Consider the following 16,992-nt stretch of genomic DNA (forward strand, 5'->3'; position numbering starts at 1 on the left):
ACAAGGATCGGAACGTCCGCATGAGCAACAACGAAGACCACTTCAATCTCGACGACGACTTCGCCGACGTCCCGGCCTCGGGGTTCGGCCCGTCGACCCCGTCGGCGCTGCGCGGCTCGGTCAAGATCGGCAAGGTTGACTATGCGGTCGACCTGCAATGGGAAAGCCCGCAGGACCCAGGCAAGGTGGTCAAGGAAGCCCGCGCCTACGGTGCGGGCCAGTCCGACCGACCCGACTTCTTCTGCGTCCGCAAGGGCGTCAAGACGCAGTTCGGCCTCGGCTACGCCGCCCAGGGTCACAAGACAAACCTTCCCTCGCTGGCCGCCCACATCTGCCAGAACAAGGGGTCGAGCTTCCTCGCCCTCTTCGAGGTCGACGGCGGCTACTACCTGCTGGCCGTTCGCGACGACAACATCCTGTCGGACGCCGAGCGGTTCATCGACAACCTGCCGGAAGCCAACGAGCAGCTGATCAGGCTGACCGCCCAATACGACTTCCCCGAGGTCATCGCACCCGAAGGCCTCGAGATCGCGGGAGCCCGCGAGGTCTCGATCGAGAGCGTGCTGACCGGCCGCACGAACGTCCGCCTCAAGGACATCAAGCGTTCCGGCAGCTACGTAAAGTACGGCGTGATCGGCGTGGTCGCCGTCGCCGTGATTTTCGGCGCTCGCTACTGGTGGGACAAGATCGAGCAGGAGCGCATCCAGGAGGAAGCGCAGGCGGCTCTCGAGCAGGCCAAGACGCAGATCGGCCTCGCCGACGAGAAGGTCGTCGTTCCGCCGATGCCGTGGGACGGCCAGCTCATGGGAACGCACGTTCTCGAGCGCTGCTTCCAGGAGGTCAAGAAGTTCCCGCTCGACATCCCGGGCTGGACCGTCACGAGCCTCGAATGCAAGCCGAGCGGCGACAACGCCGACATCGCGGCCTACGTCACGCGCGACAAGGGCCTCGACGAAGGCGGCATGCCGATCACCGGCGCGATGCGCATGGTGAAGTACAACGGCCTCGAGCCGCAGCTGTCGTCTCCGAGCGCCGGATCGGCCGGTCCGTTCGCGTTCAGCTGGGCCGTCGGCAACATCCCGAAAATCCCGGCCGACATCGAGACGGAAAAGAAGGCCGTGATCGTCAACTCGGTACTCCAGATCATGGAATCTCGCCGCACCGAGGTGTCTTTTTCGCCGGCCGATACCAACGAGTTCTGGACCGGGGTTAACATCGAATTCAAGACTTCGTTAAGCCCGTTGAGCTTCGCGGACGTCCTGGGCGCGGTGCCGGGCTTCATGCTCGACAGCCTCGAATACCAGGTCGAAGACAACGTTTACACCATCAAGGGGAAAGCCTATGAACAACTACCACTCCCGGAAAACGCCGTTCGGCGTTAAGGCGGCTCTGGCTGTCCTCATCGCGTCGGCCGCGATTTCCACGGCGAACGCCCAGGAAGTCGCTCCGCTCCAGCCGAACAGCCCCGGCGAACTCGTCCTGCCAGGTGCCGCGCCGGCCGCGGCCGCCAAGCAGCCCGATTTCAAGCTGCCGGAAGGTGCCAGCGTCGGCGACGCCAACGAGAAGATCAAGAAGCTCTCCAGCGAAGGCGGCAAGAGCCTCAAGGAACTCGTCGGCGCTTCGGTCGACAACGAGCGTGAAAACGTGGACGTCGAAGCCCGTTCTAGCGACAAGCGCGAAATCGAAGCCCTGAAGAACCAGGTCGAGAAGGCGAAGCTCGCCAAGGAACTCTACCAGGTCATCAACGGCGAAGAGGACAAGAACAAGGCCGAGCTGGAATCCGTCACCGCCGAGCGCGACGAGCTGTCCGTACAGGTCAAGTCGCTCGAAGAGCAGCTGGTCCAGACGAGCAAGCAGGTCCAGACGCAGTCTCAGGGAGGCGGCGAGCCGAACCCGGTGATCGTTAGCATCACGGGTGCCGGCGGCAATCTCAACGCCCGCCTTCTCGTTCCCTACTACGGCGAAACGACCGTCCACAGGGGCGACGTGCTGGCCAACGGCCAGACCGTTTCCTCGATCACCGCCAACGGCGTGACCGTTTCCAGGGACGGCCAGTCCTCGAAGCTCGCCTTCGGCACGAGCGTACCGGCCGCTCCCCGCCGCTAATGAAAGACGCCGCGCGCGGGGACTGACCTCCGCGCGCCTCAAACCGGGAAACGCAAGGCATGTTGTCCAAACTGTTCGGCTCGAAAGACGCGAAGAAGACCCAGCCGGTGCCGGCTGTCCAGCCGAGCGCAAAGCCGTCCGACCGTCCCGTCGCGCAGGCTCCTGCCCAGCAGGCGAGAACCGCACCCGTCGTCGCCCAGACCAGCGCCAGACCACAGCAGCAAAGAACCCAGCCGATGCAGAACGCAGCGCCGACAGCCCTTGCCAAGAAGCCGGAACCGCCCCGCAACCGCGAACTGACGGAAGAGCAGAAGTTCAAGCTCCTCCAGAGGAACTGGACCCTTCTCACGGCCCCCGGCGGCGTCGCCGAAATCACCGCCAGCCAGGCGCAGTACGTCGCCCTCCTCAAGCTCGAGAGCGAAGACCCGGAAAAGCGTCCGACCAACCTTCTCGTCGTCGCCAAGGACTACGTCGCCCATCCAGACACCTCCACCGTCCTCAACAAGGTGCGCCGCAGGGGCATCAGGATCGACAGCGAAGCGCTGGTCGACATGTCGACGATCCACGCCATCTACGAGAAGGCGTCCGTCCTCAATCCTGACGCCAGCTTCCCCAGCCTGTCGCGCGGCGTCGACGCCGCCGAAAAGCAGGCCGACTTCGTTCGCCTCCTGGAGATCGCGGCCAAGACCGGCGCGTCGGACATCCACATCATCGTCGACCGCCACACGGCGATCATCCGCATCCGCACCGACGGCATCGTCATGAAGCTCAAGGAAATGCCGGCCGGTGCCGCGCTGGAGCTCTGCAACGCCGTGTTCAACATGACGGAAACCTCGGAAGCGACATACAAGCCGCTCGACTTCCAGCAGGCCCGCGTCACGGAATCGTCGCTGAAGGGGCTGAAGTTCCCGCAAGGCGTCCAGGCCGTGCGTCTCCAGTTCAACCCCTACGCCTCCGGTCACGGCCGCTACCTCGTCGCCCGTCTGCTCTACGCCAACAAGATCGGATCGAACGCCGACATCGACGAACTCGGCTACACGCCGAACCAGATCACCGACATCCGCAAGATGCGCCGCAAGACAATCGGCATCAACATCATATGCGGTCCGACCGGTTCCGGTAAGTCGACGACGCTGCAGCGCTCGCTGACAGCAATGATGCGCGAGCGTCCTGGCATCAACGGCATCACAATCGAAGACCCGCCGGAATATATCATCGAGGGCTGGGTGCAGCTTTCGATCGCCTCGGCGATCACCGCGGAAGAGCGCACGAAGAACTTCGGCCTCGCCATGAACGCCGTCCTGCGCGACGACCCCGACGCGATCATGATCGGCGAAATCCGAGACCTCATATCGGCCAACCTCGCCTACGGCGCGGCCGAAACCGGCCACACGGTCTGGGCGTCGCTGCACGCCAACAGCGCCATCGGCATCCTCGACCGCCTGCGCGACCTCGGGCTCGACCTGTTCAAGATCGGCGACGCTACCAAGTTCACGGGTCTCGTGTCACAGCGACTCGTCCCTAAAATCCATCCGGACTACAAGTGCGGATGGGACGAAGCGCGTGAGCACAAGCTCGTCGAGGAAAGCCTTTTCGTCCTTCTCGAGAAGCTTGCCGGAGACCGCATCAAGGATATCCGCTTCGCCGCGACGCACCGTACCAAAGGCAATCCCTACGAGGCCTACAAGGGCCGTCAGGTCGCCGCCGAGACGATCGTCCCCGACCAGAAGTTCCTCGATTATTACGTCGCCGGTCAGAAGGTCGAGGCGCTCGCCTACTGGAAGGACAGGCTCGGCGGCATGGACATGCTCGAACACGGCTTCGCGATGATATTGATGGGTGTCTCAGACGTCCGCTCCGTCGAACACTTCGTCGGCCTTATCGAAGACCTCGATCCCGCCCGTATCCCGAAAATCCTTGAACTCGTCGGCCTTTGATCCGCCGGCGAATTCACCGCCTCGAAATCGGGCTACGATTCTAGGTAACGCAAGACACCGAACCACGGGGACCGCCTGCTATGCTGGCAAATCTTGAACTCAAATTCGCCAAGTTCCAGTTCAGCGCGAAGAAGCGCAACCGGGTCTACCGGAAACTGAACCGCTTCCTCAACAACGGCGTCCCGATGACCCGCGCGCTGGACATCATGTGGACCCACGCCTCCGACGACGGCCGCAAGCCCAAGGAAGGGCTCGCCGTCATCATCGACCACTGGCGTCGCCAGGTGGCCGAAGGCCGCAAGCTCGGCCAGGCGATCAAGGGCTGGGTCCCCGAATCCGACCGTCTCGTCATCGAGGGCGGCGAAGAAGCGGGCAATCTCACCGTCGCCATCGAAAAGGCGATCGCCATCAACGAGTCCGCCGGCAAGATCAAGATGACCCTCATCAAGGGCTTGAGCTATCCGGTCATGCTGTTCGGCGCGGCCCTCGGCCTTCTCGTCCTCATCGTCCGACAGGTCGTCCCCGCCTTCGATTCCGTGCTTCCCAAGGAGCAGTGGGAAGGCATCGGCGCGCAGATGGCGTTCGTCGGCGGCCTCGTCGACCAGTTCCTGTATCCGGGTCTTGCCGTGCTCGCCTGCCTGATCGCCGCTTCCGTGTGGTCCCTGCCGCGCTGGACCGGTCCGTGGCGCTCGAAGTTCGACAAGTTTCCGCCGTGGTCACTCTACCGTCTCGTTCTCGGTTCGGGCTTCATGCTTACGGTGTCCGGCATGATCAGGGCCGGCATCCCGCTTCCGACGGTGCTCAGCATGCTCGAGCGCGACGCGAACCCCTGGTACAGGGAGCGCATCGGCACGACGCTGCGCTGGGTCAAGGAAGGTTTCAACCTCGGCGAGGCCCTGCACAAGACCGGCCATAACTTCCCGGACAAGGAAAGCGTCATGGACCTTCGCGCCTACGCCGGCCTGAACAAGTTCGACGAAGCGCTGGAAAAGCTCGGCACCGAATGGCTCGAGGAATCCGTCGAGCGCATCGAACTCCAGACAGGACTGCTGCGCAACCTCGGCTTCTTGGCGCTCGGTGCGACCTTCATGTGGATTTACGGCGGCATCTTCTCGCTCCAGCAGCAGATCGCAACGGCAATCCAATAATCGAAACGGCAGGAACGGGGTCTTTGATTAGATCGCGCGAGAGAAATATCCCCAGATGACGAAGCTCATTCCAACAGCAAAAGGCGCGGTTCCGGCATCTTCCGGCGGAGCAAACGGCGGACCGCCCGGACCGCCGCAGATGGTCAAGCTCGCCGACATCGAATTCACCGACCTCATCATGTCGGCGAACGGCGCGTGCATGATGCGCGGGGTCGACACGCCCGCGAACGAGCCGCTCGTTTCGATCAACGACGACTACATCGAAGACATCAACGACCTCAGGCTCGCCTGCATCCATAAGGGCCAGCACGAGAAGGAATTCCACGTCGACCACGACGGCGTCCGCTACCGTATCGCCGTCATCAACGACCTCGACGGCACCTGGTACGCCGTGCGCAAGTCGAAGACAGTCATTCCGCCGATCGGCTCGCTTGGCTTTCCGAGGCCCATCGTCACCCATCTCGCCAAGCTCGCCTCCCGCAAGGGACTGATCATCATGGCGGGTGCAACCGGACAGGGCAAAACGACGACCGCCTATTCGATCCTGAACGCCTACCTGCATTCCTTCGGCAACATCGCCGTCACGATCGAAGACCCGCCGGAAATGATGCTGAACGGCCCGCGCGGCAAGTTCGGCCACTGTTTCCAGCTCAAGCTCGAACCAGGCGACACCTTCGGCGACAAGCTCGAAGACGCCATGCGCTACATCCCGAAATACATCCTCCTCGGCGAAATCCGCCGCGCGCACGACGCCAGCCAGGCGTTGCGCGCCGCGATCTCCGGTCACCTCGTGCTGACGACCATCCACGCGGGCAGCGTCATCCAGGCCATCGATTCCCTGTTGACGCTGACGGCGCGCGCCGACGACAATATCGGCTTCGCACGTGAACAGCTTGCGAACGGCCTTGCCGGAGTCATACATCAACAATTGCTGACGCAGCGTTCGCAGAGCGGCAACCGCAAGGTCCTCAAGACGGAAATGCTTTTCGTCGGAGACGACGCGGGTATCCGTTCGATGATCCGCGAAGGCGACACGAGCCAGCTCGTGTCGTTCATCGAGCAGCAGAAGAGCAGGGTCGCCCTCGACAAGGAACCGGTGACGCTCAACCCGAACTGAGGAGAAGGATCGATGCAGATCATCTACGTCACCATGTGCATGCTCAGCCTGATCCTGTACCTCGCGCTCGGCATCCCGGCGCAGGAGGAGCAGTTCAAGATCGACCGCCAGATCATGGCCACCCACATGACGGCCTGGCACAAGGGTGCCGTCAGACGCTGCCTCGAGACGACCTGCACGGCCATCGTCGATCCCACCGCCTATCTGTTCCCGGGAATGAAGGACGGAACGGCGTTCTCGAAGGACCGCTTCACCACCCGCTACGACACCGCCACAAAGACGTTGATGACCAGCGTCAATTCGACGGTTCCGAAGTCCTCCGGCCTCTCCTACGACGTCATCATGGCGGGCCTGAACGACAAGATGGGTGGCGAGTCCTCCATGATCGGCGTCTTCGACAAGTCGACCGGCAAAGTGAAGCTGACTGCGTTGACCGGCATCTACGACAAGAAGGTCGTCGACGTGCCGCCGGCCATCGCCGCGGCGATGGCGGACGGCAGCCCCGTCATCGTCTCCCACATGTGAACTGCGCGAATGTGACGACCTGCCGGCGAAAATGAAGAATTCGGCCGGCGGGAACATTCTAATACCATGGTACCAAGTACGTATTCGGAGACCGATATGAAGACGCCAAACAACAATTTCAGGAAGAGACTGCTGGCTTCCCGCCGTCGCGGCGCGTTCCTGATGGAAACCGTTGCGGCCCTGGCCATCGCCGCGGTCCTGGCCGTGGTCTACATCAACATGCAGCAGAACGAGAGCGACCGCATCGTCGCCAAGAACACCGCCGACAGGATGAAGACGATCGGCGAAGCCGCGAAGGGCTACCTTTCGGCCAACTACTCGACGCTTCTGGCGACAGCCCCCACGAGCGGCGCGCTCGTCATCAAGGTCGGCCGGACGGCCGCCGGCGGCGCTGTTCCGGCGGGCAGCCTCCAGGACAAGGGATTTCTCACCTCCGGCTTCGTGGACACGAACGCCTTCCAGCAGAACACCGCGCTCCTCGTGCGCAAGATCAACTCGACGACGCTCGACGCCATGCTGACCACCTACGGCGGCCGTGAAATCCCCGACCGCATGCTTGGTTCCACCGCCCGCCTCGTCGGCGAAGCTGGCGGCTTCGTTCCGAAGACCTATCCGCTTTCGTCGGACAGCGGCGATGTCCTCGGCGTCAACGGCGGCTGGCGTACGGACGCATCCCAGTGGGGAGCCGCTGCGACACGCCCCGACACCGGCACGCTCCAGATGACGATGAATTTCGAAGACGGTTCGCTGCTGAAGGACTTCCTCTACCGCAACGACGTGGGCAATCCGGAAGCCAACCGGATGAACACCCACATCGACATGAACAAGAACTCGCTGAAGAACGCCGGTATGATCTCGGGCGTCGACGACCCGAAGACCGGCGACGTCACCGTCATCATCGGCGACGACACAGCGCCCAACTCGCTGCGCGCCACCCGTGACATCTGGGCCGACCGCGATATCAAGGCCACGCAGGACGTCACCGCGGGTCGGGACGTCAAGGCCGCCCAGGACGTCACCGCTGGCCGCAACGTCGTCGCCCAGGAAACCGTCGCCGGCAAGAACGTCATGGCCAGCGTCGACGTGACGGCCGGAAACGACGTCAAGGCGACACGCGACTTGAGGGCCGGGCGCAACCTGGAAGTCGCGCAGAACGCCAATATCGTCGGCGACATGAACGCCGGCCGCATCAACATCGACGCGAAGGTGTTCGGCAACGACGTCGCGGGTGGAGCGCGCAACTTCGCGGCAGCCGTGACGCTCGGAGACCTGCTGCCGCGGACGGTCACGCAGTATTCCTACATCGTCAACGAAGCGGGGATCGTTCCCAAGCCCACCTGCCGCGGCGGCTACAACAACGCCCGCGTCATGGTCTACAAGCAGGTCGACTCGGTAAAGGCGCGCGTCAACGTTCCTCTCAACGTCGTGAACCAGACCGCCGGTGGCATCACCTTCGTCGGTGCCGTCAACGTGGACACCGCAAACGCCTGGGTCCAGACGGGACAGGGCATTGTCGCCACCGACAACGGCCTGACCTGGACGGTCAACTGGGTAGGCGACCCGAAGGCGGACAACACGACCCGTCAGGCAGTGGCACAGACCTTCTGCTACTACGGAGAATGATCCAAGTCTCGAACCCCGCCCCTTCAGGCGGGGTTTTTCTTTACGGCCGCCCAAGGTCGAGGTCTTGCTTTATCTTGGGTCATAGTGCATTTGGACCTTGTCAACACGTCAACGAGAACCTACTTTGATTGGACGTGAGTTCTTGAATTTATAAAGGCTGGCGGAGACTTGGTAACATCGGGAATCAGATGTGCCGACAAGTCGCCTCCAACTCGAGAAAAACAAGGACGTGACATGCGCGACGCCGCCCATGGCGTTACCGGCTGCGTGAGGTGATCCATGATCCTTGTCTACATGAAGGCGACAAACCGATGCAACGTCGGATGCACGCACTGCTACCTTCCCCTTGAGGTTCGCGCCGACAAGACGCGCATGAGCCGGGAGACGTTGAGCTCGGCGGCGGCTTTCCTTTCCGACATGCGCCGCTACCGGAACGGCGACAAGGTGCATGTGCTCTGGCACGGCGGCGAGCCGCTTACGCAGTCGGCGGACTGGTATTTCAAGGCCGGCGAGCTGCTCGACCGCGAACTGCCCGGCCACACCGAGAGCATGCAGACGTCCCTGATACCGTTGCGGCCCGACCACCTCCCGCTGATCAACGCGCGGTTCGACGGATTGGTCGGCACGTCGGTCGACTTTTCGCAACGCATGATCGGCGGCTCCGTCGACGCCTACCACAAACTGTGGCAGACCAAGGTCGACATGGCCCGCAATGCCGGCATCGAGGTCATTCCCGGCGTGGTGCCGACCACGAACGAACTCGGCCGCGAGGAATGGATCGTCGACTGGATGGTCGAGCGCGGTTTCGCCGCCTTCAACGTCGACCGCTACAACGCCTATGGGACCTCGTTTCCCGACCGCCCGACCAATCGACAGCACGCCCGTTTTCTCGACGGCCTGTTCACCGCGTTGATGAAGCGGATGGAAACGACCGGGTGGGCTCCGGTGAACGGCGCGATCCGCGCCTCGATCACCGGCGTCCTTTTCGGTGTCGGCGGGGACCGTTGGGGCGGAACCTGCATGAACGACTTCGTTGTCGTCGAGCCGGACGGGTCTCTCAACAACTGCCCCGACAAGGCCTCCTTCGAGGAGAGCTACGGCAACATCGCCGACGGATACAAGGCGTTCGCGGCCAACAAGTTCAGACGCAAATCCATCCGCCACCAGGCGCTCGAACACAAGGAGAGCTACTGCTTCTCCTGCGAGAACCAGCATTTCTGCGCGTCAGGCTGCCCGATCACGCCGAACGGTCCCGCCCACGGCGAAGACGAATGCTCCGGCTACCGCACGTACCTGTCGGCCGTCCGCCGCTTTTCCGAGCAACCTGGCGGACGCGACACGATGATCGCCTACCTGAACCAGGCCGAGATCGGCTCCAAACTCGAAGTGGCCACCCGTTACGGCGGCGAGAACAACCAGGGAGCATGCGCGGCATGAGCGCCAGAGAACCTTTCGCACCGCACTTCGACCACCTCGTCTACATGAGGGTCTTCGAGGGCTGCAATCTCCACTGCGAGCACTGCTTCATCCCGAAAAACCCCAAGCGCATGACGGTCGACACCGTCGCAGCTTCGGTCGCCGACATCCGCAGGTTCGCCAAGCCCGGCCAGACGGTCCTCCTGCAATGGCACGGCGGCGAGCCGACCATGTTCGGGGCCGAATGGCTCGACGAGGCGATCGGGCGGGTGGAAGCCGAAGCGCCCGAGATCAACTTCGTCCACGGCATCCAGACGAACCTCATGACCTACTCCGACAAGTGGGCCGACGTCTACCGCCGCCGCTTCAACGGGCAGGTCGGCGTTTCCTACGATCCCAAGATCAGGCTGCTCCGCGAGGACAGGCCGGAGACGAACGCGATCTTTGAAGAGCGGTTCTGGCCGGCACTCGACCGCCTCGTCGCGGACGGTCTGCACCCGTACATCGTCATGACCGCGACAAAGGTGTTCTTCGAGGAGTTCCGAAACCCGATCAAGCTCTTCGACCTCATGGTCGCCCATGGGGTGGAGCGCATGCACATCGAGCGCCTGACCGAGACCGGCTACGCCCGCCGCAACTGGGACCGCATCGGCGTCGACAACATGGCCTACTCCAAGGGCATGGCGCGCATCCTGAAGGCCTACCGTCTGTGGAAATCGCGCGGCAACGGCAACCTCCATCTGTCGCCGTTCGACGGACTGATGGAATCCGTCGAAAGCCTCGCCAACGACGCCGTCGGCTACGGCTGCTGGTCGGGCCATTGCGACACGAGGTTCCATACGGTCGATTCCTCCGGCTACAAGATGGGCTGCACCGCGTTGACATCGGAGATCGACAACAAGGGCGCGGACGAATACCTCGAATTCGAGCGCGGCTACGCCGAGGCGCGCAAGGACCGGCAGATCGTCAACTGCACACAGTGTCCGTTCAGGAAAATCTGCTCGAGCGGCTGCCTTGCCGTGTCGATGGACGACGGTTCCGGCGAATGCTCGGGCGGACGGACACTGTTCGCGGCCGCTCTCGAAATCCACCAGCAGTCGCTGGCCAGCATTTGACCACTTGGTTTTTATGGAATTCGGTCACATAATTCTCGGAAACCAAGTCTTCAATTAAAAGCACCAGGGGGCGGCCATGAGCAACGTCAAAAAGAAAAGCATCGTCATCTCGGCATCGATGGCCATTCTGGCCGTGCATGCCATGAACCTCGTGGCGAAGAACGCCGACGGCGTCGTCAGCCTTCCGGAAGTCAAGACGACGGACGAGCTCGCCGCGAAGATCGACGCGGCCGTCGGCCGCCCCTCCGTCCAGGAGGCGGTCAACGCCTCGTTCGCGCTGCTCGCCACGAAATTCGGCCATGGCGACGTTTCGCTCGGCGAGAAGTACTTCCCCGGAGCGTCCGAGCAGGTCCTGGCCGACAACACGACGGCGAAGTCCCGCGATTTCACGGCGAAGGGTTGCTACGCGCCGCCGACCTACTCCACCAACACCGGAACGACCTGCTACGCCCCATACGTTCCGCCGAAGCCCTCCTGCCACGGCTCCCGCAGCTGGCGCTGACACACGTCCCTTTTCCCCATCCCGACTGGAACAGACATGAAAATCTCGGAACTCATCGCGCTTCGCGCCGACGCGGTCGCCAAAGACCCTTCTGCAATCCTGCCCACCACGGTGTTCGGGGTCGAGGTCGACGATGGATTCATGGACACCGACGTTCCTCCCGGCCTTTCTGAGATCGGCATCGTCGCCCGCTTCCTCGGCGACGGCGACCTCAGCGAGGAAATCCTCGATCTCGTCATCGCATACGGGATGTCGCCGCAGAAACCGTCTGTCCTTCTCGAAATCCCCGCCGAGGCTGAGATCGTCGACATCAAGCACACGATCTCGACGATCGAGGCGATCGGGGCCGGCGGCTCCTTCCTGCCTCCTGAAAATCTCGACGACGCGTCGTTCGAAGCCTATTGCCAGCGCATCGAGGCCGCTACCGAGGTCTGGTGTTCCAACGTCAACTTCGACAATGTCATGCTGCCGATCAGCAGCTACTTCCAGCACATGGTGGTCGAATTGCTCGACCCCACCTATGCCTCGAACTTCGTGCCCGACGACGGGTACGTCCTTTCCCGCTTCCATGAGCGCGTTCCCCTCGAGAAATCCGATATCCTCAAGGCACGTATCCGCACGGTCGTCAGGAATGCCTTCACCGGCGAAGACGGCGTCGACCGTTTCGACGAAGTCATGATCGGCATCTGCTCGAAGGCGGTCGCGCAAGTCGAGTACGGCACGAGCGAATTGGCCAGGCTTCATGCCGCCGAGCAAAGCTCCGAGGCGCAGTCAGGCGCGGAGACCCCGGCGCAGGAGTAGACGAGCGACGACTTGGTCAAGGTTCCATGCGGAGCCGGCGCAAGTCCCGAGAAAATGGCGTCGGATACCCCGATGCAACGGACCGGAGCGAATTCCACATGAAGGGCGGTCATCTGACCCTACACCTCAGGCTCGTGAAGGCCTGCAACGCCGACTGTTCCTACTGCTCTTCGTGGCAGGAGAACCCGCACAAGCGTATCTCGGCCGAAGACTTCACCAAGGCGATCCGCTTCATCCGCGACGTAGTCGTTCCCGTCATGGGATGCGGCGGCCCGCACTCGATGGTCAGCATGCAGTATGTCGGCGGAGAAATCCTGCTGGTCCCCAAGGCCGAACTGCGCGAAATGGTCTACATCGCCCGCGAGGAGATGGCGCAGACCTTCGGCCATGTCAGGGACGGCGTGCAGTCGAACCTCGTCGGGTCGGAACGACGCGTCCTCGAACTGGACACCCTTTTCCAGGGAAGGGTCGGCACGTCGGTGGACGGCCGGGGCACGCAGAGGACGATCAAGGGAAATCCCGACGCCTACCGCAAGGTCGTCGAACGCTCCATGCAGACGATCGAGCGGCGTCGCCGCAAGCGGCCGGGAGCGGTCTTCGTCGTCGACGGACAGGGGTCGACCAACGCCGCCCACGAAGTCGAGACGGCAGACAGGCTCGGTTATCCTCTCGTGCTGCGGGCGATATTCCAGGGCGGCAGCCAGATCGAAAACGCCAACCAGGATCAGCTGGTCGCGGCCTTCACGGAGGCGTTCGACCTGTGGGCGATGAAGTCGGGCGTTCTCGTCGAGCCGTTCGCCCACCTCCTGCGCAAGCGTCTCGGCAACGTCCACCTCTTCGATTCCGTCTGCCCGTTCCAGCGCGACTGCGCGCAGAACTCGATCAACCTCGATCCCGACGGGTCGCTGTACACCTGCTTCGAGATGGCCGACTCCGGTCACTTCGGTTTCGGCAACGCGATCGAAGGCCGCTTCGACCTCGACGTTTGGGAACAGCTGCGGGCGCGGCGCGACATCGTCGACACCAAGTGCCGTACCTGTCCATGGTTCGACGCCTGCCAGGGCGGATGCATGAACGAGGCCGTCCACGACACCGGCTCCCTCTACGGTCGCCCCGATCTGTGCACGGTCTGGACGGCGCTCTTCAAGCGCATCGACGCGCTCATCCAACAACACGGCAAGGAGGAGGTCAGATCATGGCTGTCCACATGCAAGAGCTGATCTCGCCACAGGCTGCCATGCGTCTCGACGCCGTCCGGCGGGTCACGCTGCACCAGAAAAAGGCGCTGGTCGAACGGCTGCTGCCGTTCAACTTCAACGCATGGCGCGAACGCAAGATGTCCTGTGACGCCGTAATCACCGCGCACAACCCCGTGCTTGCCATAATCCTGCTCAAACAGGCGCTCGGCATGGGTCTGAGATGCGTCCTCACGTCCGACGCGTCGGACGACGACTGGCCCTACGATCTCGCCGGCCACCCGAACACCATGACGGTGATCGCCGCCGCCGTCGGCGTTCCAGCAGACAGGTACGGCGCGAAGGAAAGGTTCCTCGCGGGTCTCGCGGAGGAGTTCGTCTCGCCTTCGGCGGGCCTCGTCACGAGGATACCGGCGAACCTCGGCCTGATGCCGCATTCGCGCCAGCACGAAGGCGAGATCACGTTGACGACGGTACCCGCCAGCAGGGCGTCTGCGCGCGATCCGGACTGCGAGGCGGCATGGGGCGTGCTGGCCGCCTCCCTCGCCTCGTCGCAAGTCGCCGTGCCGTCGAAGAGCGGCCGCCTCACCGTGTTCGCGAGCCGCGCAGTGTTGACCGGGTTTGCGGAGGGCTTCGTGCCGAAATGGATCGACGCTCGCGCGATCTCCTACGACAACAGGCACCTCCATGCGCTCGGCACGGCCGGCCGTGTCGCTGTCACCAACGTCGACAAGGCGAAGATGATGGTCGACGACATCGTCCGCAGCGCCCGCTTCGAATTCTGAGGAGCCGTCATGGAAGCGAACACCATCGAGAACGGCTATTTCGTCCTGACGCTGATGCCGAGCCTCTTTTGCCATCTGCGCTGCCCGCACTGCTACCTGAGCCTCGCGGAGCGCAAGGACCGCACGACGCTGTCTCCCGACCTGATCGAGGACGCCTGCCGAAAGATCGACGCCTACTGGGACGCGCGCGGCATCGCCAAGCGCACGGTGATCTGCTACTGGTACGGCGGGGAGCCAACCTCCATGGGCATTCCGCTGTTCTCGGACATGGCCGACCGCATCAACGCCGTCTTCGATCCTGCCAAGGGCTACGAGGTGCGCCATACCGTTCTGACCTCCCTGGTCTCGATGAAGGACGAATGGTACGACGTGTTCCGCAAGTACGGCGGCAACCACTTCCAGACCTCCTACGACGGCGACATGCGCGGCGGCCCGTATGTGAAGAAGTGGGACCGTCGCGTGCGCGATTCCGTCGCCGCGGGCCTCGATGTCTCGACCATCAGCGTGGTCAACCGCGAAATCCTCGAGCAGGGTCCCGTCAAGACACTAGACTACCTATCCGATCTCGGAATCGTCGAAACGTCATGGCTTCCCTTCATGTGGAACGACCAGAACGCCACCGGGGCCTACGACCGCTACGCTCCGACCATGAACGCGTGGTCCGACTTCATGATCGCACTGACGGAGCGCTGGATCGAGCGCAAGTCTTCCGGCCTTCATGTTCCCGAGATCGGCCAGATGCGCTTCATCCTCGCGCAGGGCGGTCGCGGGCTGTTCGCCAACATCGCCGGCCAGACCATGTTCCTGATGCCCAACGGAGACTTCGTTCTTCCCGACTACAGGTCGGGCTGGAAGGAGTTCATGCAGCCGTTCGGCAACATCGTCACCCAAGAGTTTTCCGACATCCTGAATTCGCCGGCGCGCCGGACCTACATCCGCCGTCAGGTCACGAGGAACAGGAACGAGGAGTGCCTGTCTTGCGAACACGCCGACAAATGCGTGATGGAATTCTGGAAGGACAACCGCGAGGGCGACGACTGCTTCGGCGGAAAGCGCTACGTCGAATGGCTTCTGGAGCGCAAGGCGGGCGTCGCGGCCCTCCTCGGTCCCGAAGCGTCCGTCAGTTTCTACTGACGTCGCCCAAACGAAGACGTCGCTGTTGATTTTGGTAAACGACGTCTTCTTTTCGCATTGCGCCGTCAAATAAATCGACACAACATCCTTTTGTCACTTGCATCCGCCGGCGCAATGCTCTCGGGGCAAGGCAGTGATCGACCTTCTTTTGCGATGGGTCCACCCAGAAAGTGCGACATCTACCCGAAAAAGAAGACACCAACCTGTATTATGAACCAACCCAGCCCCAGACGGGGCCGATAATCGAAAGGTCGAGAAAATGGATTTTGACTTCAACGGTATGGAAGACCTCAAGAAGCGCACTGGCCGCGGCAGCGGCGGTGGCAAGGTTTCCCTCAACCTTCCGTTCCGCATCAAGGCGATCAACCTCCAGAACCCGAAGGAAGCGACGCGCGGCGTCGACACCGTCGAGGGCTACCTGATCCGTCCGGCGTTCGGCAAGGCGCAGAACGACGTCGTGACCATCCGGATCAAGGACCGCGGCGAGCCGAAGGACGCCGACAAGAAGCCGATGGAAGTCTTCGACCTCCAGGTCGGCCGCAAGAAGGGCGCTGGCGCGAAGATGGGAGAACACGCGGCTGTCATCGCCGAAGACGCCCAGCTCCAGGCCGACGGCACGATCGAGTGCAACTGGGTCAAGGTCGTCGAACACGAGTTCAAGGACACGCCGGACGCCGAATGGCTCCACTCCGGTTTCGTTTCCGTCGGTTACCTCCAGCCGATCAAGAACAACTTCATCCGCCAGGACCGCACCGTCCACTTCAACGAAGCCGCGATCGCCATCACCGGCGAAGGCGAAACCGCGATCGCCAACTTCCGCGACACGCTGGCCCGCCTGCTGGCCGAGCGCACCTCGGAAGCCGGTGGCCGTCCTGCCGCCATCATCCGTCTCGTGAACCAGAACAACGCCGGCAAGGCCGGTTCGGTCGCCTCGACCCAGGTCTGGCTCGGCTGGGACAAGGACGCCGAAGCTCATGTCGCTCCGGAAGTCGCCGTTGATCGCTGGATGGAAAGCGAGGAAGCCGCCAAGTGGCTGAACTTCGTCGCCAACGCCGACAGGATCGCCAACTCCAACGGCGTCCTCGAAGTCTGGCCGGTCTGGTCGTTCACGACCGCCAAGAAGACGGCCGAGCGCGAGACGAGGCAGAAGGAAGCCGGCAAGCTGCACCTGCAGGAACAGTTCACGGCTCCGATGATCGACGAAGCCGGCGAACCCGTCCTGAACGACAACGGCAACCGCCGCAACCACTACGGCCTGATCGCCGAAGGCATGCACCAGGTTGTCACCATGCAGGGCGGCACGGACTGGTTCGCGAACCAGACCTGGACCTTCGACCGCTATCCGACGAAGCTCTACTCTGTCGACGACCTGCCGACGCCGAACGTTTCGCCGGAAGTCATCAAGATTTTCGAGGCCAACGCCACGAAGCGCGTCGAAGAAAAGCGCCTTGCCCGCAACGTCGAAAACGACGGTCCCGAGCAACAGCAGCAGCAGGGTCAGGACTTCGGTTCGGACGACGACAACAACAACAACCAGGCTCCCGATCCGGCCGGCGGCCAGTTCCGCCCCCGCTAAGGGCCAATGGA

Annotated in this window: 15 protein-coding genes; all 15 read left to right on the forward strand. The window is 62.8% G+C overall.

Annotated features, from left to right (window positions below):
* Nucleotides 1–20: 20 nt before the first annotated feature.
* The gene (gene pilO2, locus FHT76_RS05185) at nt 21–1,382 is read left to right on the forward strand and encodes a type 4b pilus protein PilO2 (protein ID WP_259184700.1); all 1,362 of its coding nucleotides are present in this window, start codon (nt 21–23) and stop codon (nt 1,380–1,382) included.
* Nucleotides 1,342–2,106: a hypothetical protein gene (locus FHT76_RS05190; RefSeq protein ID WP_259184701.1), complete on the forward strand. Its 765-nt coding sequence runs from the start codon at nt 1,342–1,344 to the stop codon at nt 2,104–2,106. Before pilO2 ends, FHT76_RS05190 begins: the two co-directional genes overlap by 41 nt.
* Nucleotides 2,107–2,165: 59 nt before the next feature.
* Nucleotides 2,166–4,043 carry a GspE/PulE family protein gene (locus FHT76_RS05195; protein WP_259184702.1) on the forward strand — a complete coding sequence of 626 codons (1,878 nt, stop codon included), beginning with the start codon at nt 2,166–2,168 and terminating at the stop codon, nt 4,041–4,043.
* An 80-nt stretch (nt 4,044–4,123) separates the two neighbouring features.
* Complete coding sequence (locus tag FHT76_RS05200) at nt 4,124–5,191, forward strand: type II secretion system F family protein (RefSeq protein WP_259184703.1); 1,068 nt, start codon at nt 4,124–4,126, stop codon at nt 5,189–5,191.
* Nucleotides 5,192–5,246: 55 nt separating this feature from the next.
* The gene (locus tag FHT76_RS05205) at nt 5,247–6,308 is read left to right on the forward strand and encodes a type IV pilus twitching motility protein PilT (protein WP_259184704.1); all 1,062 of its coding nucleotides are present in this window, start codon (nt 5,247–5,249) and stop codon (nt 6,306–6,308) included.
* 12 nt (nt 6,309–6,320) lie between these two features.
* Entirely contained in the window at nt 6,321–6,833 is a 513-nt protein-coding gene (locus tag FHT76_RS05210; RefSeq protein WP_259184705.1) for a hypothetical protein, read from the forward strand.
* A gap of 96 nt (nt 6,834–6,929) precedes the next feature.
* Nucleotides 6,930–8,456, forward strand: a complete 1,527-nt coding sequence (pilV, locus tag FHT76_RS05215; protein ID WP_259184707.1) for a shufflon system plasmid conjugative transfer pilus tip adhesin PilV — start codon at nt 6,930–6,932, stop codon at nt 8,454–8,456.
* Nucleotides 8,457–8,735: 279 nt separating this feature from the next.
* Nucleotides 8,736–9,893 carry a radical SAM/SPASM domain-containing protein gene (locus FHT76_RS05220; protein WP_259184708.1) on the forward strand — a complete coding sequence of 386 codons (1,158 nt, stop codon included), beginning with the start codon at nt 8,736–8,738 and terminating at the stop codon, nt 9,891–9,893.
* Complete coding sequence (locus tag FHT76_RS05225) at nt 9,890–10,987, forward strand: radical SAM protein (RefSeq protein WP_259184710.1); 1,098 nt, start codon at nt 9,890–9,892, stop codon at nt 10,985–10,987. The genes FHT76_RS05220 and FHT76_RS05225 overlap by 4 nt, the downstream gene beginning before the upstream one ends.
* Nucleotides 10,988–11,063: 76 nt before the next feature.
* Nucleotides 11,064–11,489 (forward strand): hypothetical protein, encoded by a 426-nt coding sequence (locus tag FHT76_RS05230; protein ID WP_259184711.1) that lies wholly within the window; start codon nt 11,064–11,066, stop codon nt 11,487–11,489.
* Nucleotides 11,490–11,525: 36 nt separating this feature from the next.
* Complete coding sequence (locus FHT76_RS05235; protein WP_259184712.1) at nt 11,526–12,290, forward strand: hypothetical protein; 765 nt, start codon at nt 11,526–11,528, stop codon at nt 12,288–12,290.
* Nucleotides 12,291–12,388: 98 nt separating this feature from the next.
* A complete protein-coding gene (locus FHT76_RS05240; RefSeq protein ID WP_259184715.1) occupies nt 12,389–13,510 on the forward strand; it encodes an SPASM domain-containing protein in 1,122 nt (373 codons plus the stop codon).
* Entirely contained in the window at nt 13,486–14,271 is a 786-nt protein-coding gene (locus FHT76_RS05245; protein ID WP_259184718.1) for a hypothetical protein, read from the forward strand. Before FHT76_RS05240 ends, FHT76_RS05245 begins: the two co-directional genes overlap by 25 nt.
* A 9-nt stretch (nt 14,272–14,280) precedes the next feature.
* Nucleotides 14,281–15,405 (forward strand): radical SAM protein, encoded by a 1,125-nt coding sequence (locus FHT76_RS05250; protein ID WP_259184720.1) that lies wholly within the window; start codon nt 14,281–14,283, stop codon nt 15,403–15,405.
* A 259-nt stretch (nt 15,406–15,664) separates the two neighbouring features.
* Nucleotides 15,665–16,981 carry a hypothetical protein gene (locus FHT76_RS05255; protein ID WP_259184721.1) on the forward strand — a complete coding sequence of 439 codons (1,317 nt, stop codon included), beginning with the start codon at nt 15,665–15,667 and terminating at the stop codon, nt 16,979–16,981.
* Nucleotides 16,982–16,992: the final 11 nt, after the last annotated feature.

Source organism: Rhizobium sp. BK176, from assembly GCF_024808055.1.